The organism is Bradyrhizobium sp., assembly GCF_049581145.1.
GTDB lineage: Bacteria > Pseudomonadota > Alphaproteobacteria > Rhizobiales > Xanthobacteraceae > Bradyrhizobium.
This window is the reverse complement of sequence record NZ_JBAURI010001135.1, coordinates 1-4,540: the sequence shown is the minus strand read 5'-3', so window position 1 is coordinate 4,540 and position 4,540 is coordinate 1. Positions and strand designations below refer to the sequence as shown.

Genomic DNA, 4,540 nt, shown 5'->3' with positions numbered 1-4,540 from the left:
GGCCAGCGATGTCGCCTATTGGCCCATGGCTACCGAAATCTAGCGGCGCAGCAAGTCGGCCGCTATCTGCGGTACACCGGCCGCGGCGCCGACCCAGTCGTGAATGACCCGAAGCGGGCATGCACGGGACCATTTGCATGTGCGAGGCGCTAAACTCGGCCCCTTCACATTTGGTCTTTCGGCGATGCTCGTTTCCCGATACCGGCGTTGCGCCCTGCAATCAACCAATAGACCAAGCCTGCGGCCAGACCTGCACCCGTGATGATTGCAGCGACTGTAACGTGCTCTAGGAGATTCCCAAACACCACTGAGGCTGCGAGAAGCAGGCACAGGCCGCCAAGCACCAAGTACATTGCCAAACGTTGGACACGGAGAAATTCGCAAATAACGGCTACGATCAGAACGGGCAAGAGCAAAGCGCCGGAGTAAATAACCAAGGCATAAAGGGGCAACAACAAAAACTCTGGATCCAGTCCACGACTTATTATCTGCCACCACAAGTCGGCAGTGATCAGAATGGGCCCTGCTGTTAGACACGCGCAAAAATATCCCAGGAGGATGGCGGGCATTCGGTTGACGAGCTGCTTGCCGTCCAACAATCTCTGCACGCCCTGCTCCGCCGTCAGAAGAGACTTTAAGTTGCTGCCTCATTCATATCACCGCAAGGCTGCAATGTCGCTTATTGGCCCGAGAGAGAAGACCATCAGGGCCATCCTATGTCGGGCCGCTAGAGGTTGTATCGACAAGATTTGCTCGGTGTGAGACTTTCAACCCGTGACCCGGAGCGGACCCACAAGTGACGTATGGCCGGGCAAAGTATATGGCTGATCCGATGCAGCGACCGGCGGAGCCCAACTGTGAATCTTTCGATTGTCGTTCATGACGGCGAGGATGGCGCTCACGTTTCAACAGAGGTCGAACTTGACAGAGTGATCCGCATGACCTGTGAGGAGGCGCGAGCACGAGGGGTGTTGAACGTCATCTTTCTCAAGGCGGTCAACGGCAATGTTCTCTCACTGGTCGTAGGAGGCGATGACACGGTCCTATCTTTTATGCACCGCCACCGTGATCCGCCATACTATGCGAGCAGCGGCGCTCAGAAGAGCGTGCATCCGGGTATGACTTGCTATGTCGGCCTCGTTCATCACACGGAGTTCCCGCAAAAATATATCATCCCGTTTAAAGAGGGTCTGATTGCGACTCACGAGTTTGCCAAGTCTGAGATGCTACCGCAATCTGTCGAATGGATCGAAACCTAATCCTAAGTTTGCACCTGCAATTCACCTAAAGCTGAATCTCTCGAAGCGCTTAGGTCGAAAATCGCTTCCTGAAAGTGTCCATGTAGAGATTCACAAATCACCGACTCCGTGATTCTATTGGACGGTGTCGTTCGTCCGACAGTCCAAAGGAGGCTGTGTCCAGTAGCGAAAAAGGCCATTTTCAACAAATCTGAGTCGGATCAGTCCCTTGCGCGTTTCGACGGCGCAAACTCCAGCCTAATCGCCCCGCGTCTGCACTTGGACCGAGAGAGAAGACCATCAGGGCCACGTCATGTCGGCTGCGAGAGGCTGTATCGATCAAATTTGCTCGGTATGAGACTTTCCGCCCGTGACCCAATCCGGGCGTTGACCAGAGACCAGCCCATCCCGTCTACTCAACTGAGCGGGCTGGCAGCGCGGGTGTAAGACAATGCTGACGCAAATTTACGAAGTTGCGACAACTGCGGAGGCCGAGGCGATATCGGAAATCGGCGTCGACCATGTCGGTGTGCTCGTCGGCGATGGCGCCTTCCCTCGGGAGCTTCGGGTTCAGAAGGCGGCAGCCATTATGAAGATGATTCGGGCGCCTTCCGTACTTTCTGCGCTGTTCCTCTCAGCGGATGTCGCTCTTATCGAACGGATGGCAAGGGAGCTTGATCCGCCCATCGTCCACCTTGGCGCATCGAGCGAATTGCTTACACCCGATCTTGTCGTGGCGCTGCGAAAGTCCCTGTCAAAGCCCAAATTCATGCGCAGCGTACCTGTCGCAGGACCCGAGGCGGTAGTGCTGGCGCAGGCATATGATGGTGTTGTCGATTGGATCTTGCTTGACAGTCATCGCACGGGAGATGTGCAAATCGGTGCGCAGGGCGTGACGCATGACTGGAGCATCATTCGAAAGATAGTGGAGGGTGTTCGTACCCCGGTAATACTTGCGGGTGGCCTCGGACCGGACAATGTCAGAGAAGCTATTCGGTCGGTGGGACCTGCCGGTGTCGATTCGAAAACCAGAACCGATCAAGAGGGCACTCACACAAAAGACCTTGCGAAGGTGGAAGCCTTCTATCGCGCTGCGACGAGCGGCTAGATCGCTTTTCCCTTCTTGGTCAATCGCGAAATTTTTCTGCGATGCAAAGCTCGGTCGTTATCGGAGCATGCCAGACATCGAGCATGCCTCCCCCATTCCAATTTGGCCGAAGCCGCCGGTCACGCTGCGCGCTGCTGTCTTGCCGGTTTCTCGGCATCTCGCCTGGCCCCTTGAAGGTCGCCCGCGAACGCATATCCGCCGCGACCGACCTTGGCCTGGTAAAGCGCCTGGTCGGAGCGGGACAACAGCACGTTGACGCCTTGCCCATCGTCAGGCGACAGCGCGATCCCGATGCTGGCACCGACGATCGTGGCCAGCCACGTGATAGGCGGCGCTGACGCTCTCCAGGATCCGACGCGCCTGCGATCCCACTTCGCCGCTTCCGAAAACGAAGCGGGCCGCGCAAGGCGGCCGGCTCCGAGCATTTGATCTGACAGCGCCGCTATTCGGCCGGCGCGGCCAGCGACATGTCGGGATGGGCGACGTAGTGCTCAGTGGTCGAGACCCTGGAGAGCGCGAACAGGCCAGCCGCCACCACCGCATAGGCCAGCGCGACCGCGGGCGTCACGCCAAGACCGCCGCCGATGCCGACGGCCTCGCCATGCATGAAGCCGAAATAGGTCAGCACCGCACCGGCGAGCGCAAAGGCGGACGCCTTGGCAAAGTCGCGCTCGATCACGAACACGCCGATCGCGCCCAGCACCAGGCCGGCCAGGATCGAGCCGCCGCCCATCACCTCGAGCCCATGATAGAGCACGCCCTGCTGCGGCAGCGCCGCGAGCGCGGCGGCCTTGACGTCACCGACCTTGTCGGCGGCAAGCCCGCCCACCGCCTGCGCCGCGGTCAAGGTCGAGCCGAGCATGGTGTCGATCTGCAGCTTGGCCCAGGCCGCCAGATGTGGCGTCAGCGCCAGCACGATCGCCGGCGCATGCTTGGCCGGCGTGGTCTGGAACGACTGCGCGCCGATCAGCATGCCGATATAGAGCAGGATCGGCGAGATCGCGACCACCGGCACCAGCGCCAGCAGCACCGAGATGATGCCGAACCAGGCCAGCACCACCACCATGATTCCGGTCGCCGCGGAATAGCCGATCCGGCCGCCCATCGCCTTCCAGCCGGGGTGGCCGATATAGACCGCGTTGATGAAGGGATTGCCCATCAGGCAGCCGATCAGGCTGATCACGCCGTCGGCGGTCAACACCCGCGTGGTCGGATATGCGTCGCCGGCCGCCTCCGCGCTTTCGACGTTGTCCATGGCCTCGACCAGATCGTAGATGCCGAACGGCACCGCCGTCACCAGGATCACGCCGAGATATTCGAAGCCGGAAAACACCTGGCCAAACGCCGGGATCGGTACCGCGAAGCCGAAATTGGCGAAGGCGTCGCCGACGCCTTTGACGCTCAGTCCGCCGAGGCCGAGCCCGAAGATGTTCGAGCCCCACGCGATGATCATGCCGACAGCGATCGCGATCAGCCCGGCCGGAATGCCGCGCGGATACTTCACGCCGCCGAACCAGCTCACCAGGATGATGGCGAAACACACAAGCCCGATCTGCGGCGTCATGTACATCTCGAGCGCCGGCCGCATCGAGATGAAGGTGATGGAGACGCCGGCGAGCGTGCCGAGCAGCGCGGCGCGCGGCGTGATCCTCCGGATCACCGGCGCGATGAAGCCGCCGATCATCAGGATGAAGCTCTGGAAGAACACCCAGATCAGACCCGCCGACCAGCCCTTCAGGGGATCGCCGGTCCGAATCGTGATCGGCAGCATGATCACGAAGGTCACGATGAACATGTGCGGCACGCTGACGCCGGAAGGCAGCGCACAGACGTCGCTGCGTCCGGTTTTCTGCGCCAGCCGATAGGCGAGGAAGGCGTAATAGAAGGTCGACAGGCACAACATCAGGCCGAGCGCCGGCAGGATTCGGCCGAACACCAGCGAGTCCGGCACTTTCAGCACGAAGCGCAACAGCCCCGTGAGCACGAGCATGTTCACCAGAATATTGGTGCCGAAACCGAAGAACGCGTTCCAGTCGCCCGGAGTCCATATCGTCGGTTTGAAGTCGGTCTTTCCCGCAGAAATACCTGTGCTCATTTTGATGCCCCTGCTGCTAATGCGTTTGAAGTCTCCGATTTCATCGCTTGAAGAACTGCGGCGGAGTCGCTGACCCAGCCGAAGATGCCACCCTGGGCC

The 4,540-nt window shown here is 60.1% G+C and carries 5 protein-coding genes; 2 read left to right on the top strand and 3 right to left on the bottom strand.

Annotation, left to right across the window (positions count from 1 at the left end):
* Positions 1-164: 164 nt before the first annotated feature.
* Positions 165-608, bottom strand: coding sequence for a hypothetical protein (locus WCB02_RS36325; RefSeq protein WP_423966451.1), 444 nt, complete (start codon positions 606-608; stop codon positions 165-167).
* A gap of 249 nt (positions 609-857) precedes the next feature.
* On the opposite strand from WCB02_RS36325, the gene WCB02_RS36320 reads away from it, so the two are divergent.
* Positions 858-1,259: an Imm1 family immunity protein gene (locus WCB02_RS36320; RefSeq protein ID WP_423966449.1), complete on the top strand. Its 402-nt coding sequence runs from the start codon at positions 858-860 to the stop codon at positions 1,257-1,259.
* A gap of 430 nt (positions 1,260-1,689) precedes the next feature.
* Entirely contained in the window at positions 1,690-2,346 is a 657-nt protein-coding gene (locus tag WCB02_RS36315) for a phosphoribosylanthranilate isomerase (RefSeq protein WP_423966447.1), read from the top strand.
* Between the two features lie 119 nt (positions 2,347-2,465).
* On the opposite strand, the gene WCB02_RS36310 is transcribed toward WCB02_RS36315, so the two are convergent.
* Both WCB02_RS36310 and WCB02_RS36305 read right to left on the bottom strand, forming a co-directional pair.
* Entirely contained in the window at positions 2,466-2,771 is a 306-nt protein-coding gene (locus WCB02_RS36310) for a diguanylate cyclase domain-containing protein (protein ID WP_423966445.1), read from the bottom strand.
* A 17-nt stretch (positions 2,772-2,788) separates the two neighbouring features.
* Positions 2,789-4,441 carry a regulator gene (locus tag WCB02_RS36305; protein WP_423966443.1) on the bottom strand — a complete coding sequence of 551 codons (1,653 nt, stop codon included), beginning with the start codon at positions 4,439-4,441 and terminating at the stop codon, positions 2,789-2,791.
* Between the last annotated feature and the right edge of the window lie 99 nt (positions 4,442-4,540).